Source organism: Candidatus Obscuribacterales bacterium, assembly GCA_036703605.1.
In the GTDB taxonomy this organism is placed as follows: Bacteria; Cyanobacteriota; Cyanobacteriia; order RECH01; family RECH01; genus RECH01.
Map to the genome: position 1 here is coordinate 1 of DATNRH010000960.1, position 1199 is coordinate 1199.

The following is a 1199-nucleotide window of genomic DNA, read 5'->3' on the forward strand; positions in this document are numbered from 1 at the left end:
AGAAAGTACGCTCGGGAAAGGATCAACGTTTATTGTGCAGTTGCCTAGGGCTGTGCCGTTACCTGGAGAAGCAACGGCATCACTGCTGCCGTTACGCTAGATCCGTCGAATGGAACTGGGGGTTCTGAGTTTACATCACACTAGATGAGATGTAGAGGCTTGAGCACCATTATCATTCGTAGCCAGATTGTAGACGGATTGCAGACGAATTATAGACAGCGAAGGAAAATAGACATCAAGGTCCCTAGACCTTTAGGAAGAGAGGTGTGGGAAAGAGCTACATGATGGGGATCCCCTAGAGACGCCCCATCGGTCTCTCGCCGATCATGACAAGACGTAGAACGCTTGATACCTGGATGATGCAGTCTGGCCAAAAGATAGGTTCCGAGTAGCATCAAAAACCATAGCCAGTTTCTCTAGTCTCTGTCTGTAGGGAGATGGAAGAAATACCGTTGCTGGGTAAAATAGAAGCCCTAGATGGGTTGCGATCGCTCAACGTTCTGACTAAATCCCGCCTACAGAACACCCTTGTTTTGGACCTTAAATCCTCATGTCTTTTGCTGAGTCTCCACGGACGCCACGTCTATTAGCCGTAGACGATACCACCGACAACCTCATCTTGCTCGAAGCTATTCTAGAAGATGAGGGCTATGACATTCACTGCGTAACAGATGGCATGTCGGCCCTGTGGCAAGTTGAATCTCAGCCACCCGATCTGATCCTGCTGGATGTGATGATGCCGGGGATGGATGGCTATGAGGTGACTCGGCGCATTCGCCAAAATCCCAATCTACCCTTCATTCCCATCGTGCTGATCACAGCCCATGATGAATCTAATCTCGTAGAGGGACTGGATCTGGGTGCAGATGACTTTGTGCGCAAGCCGGTCAACCCGGATGAATTGCTGGCTCGGGTGCGATCGCTCCTGCGCCTCAAGCGCAGTATTGATCTCCAAACCCAGATGGCTAAACGGCAAGAAGATTTTGTCATGCGCCTCACCCACGATCTACGAACGCCTTTGGTGGCGGCCGATCGAATGCTGCATCTCTTTCAAAAAGAGACGTTTTGTCCTATCTCTCCGGATATGCAAGAAGCGATCGCCGTGATGATTCGTAGTAACGATAGTCTATTGCAAATGGTTAATACATTGCTAGAAGTCTATCGCTACGATGCTGGATACAAAACGCTGACGTTCTCAA

The 1199-nt window shown here is 49.5% G+C and carries 1 protein-coding gene; it reads left to right on the top strand.

The window, feature by feature from the left end:
• Positions 1-550: 550 nt before the first annotated feature.
• On the top strand, positions 551-1199 hold a 649-nt coding region (locus tag V6D20_19700; protein HEY9818009.1), incomplete at its 3' end, for a response regulator.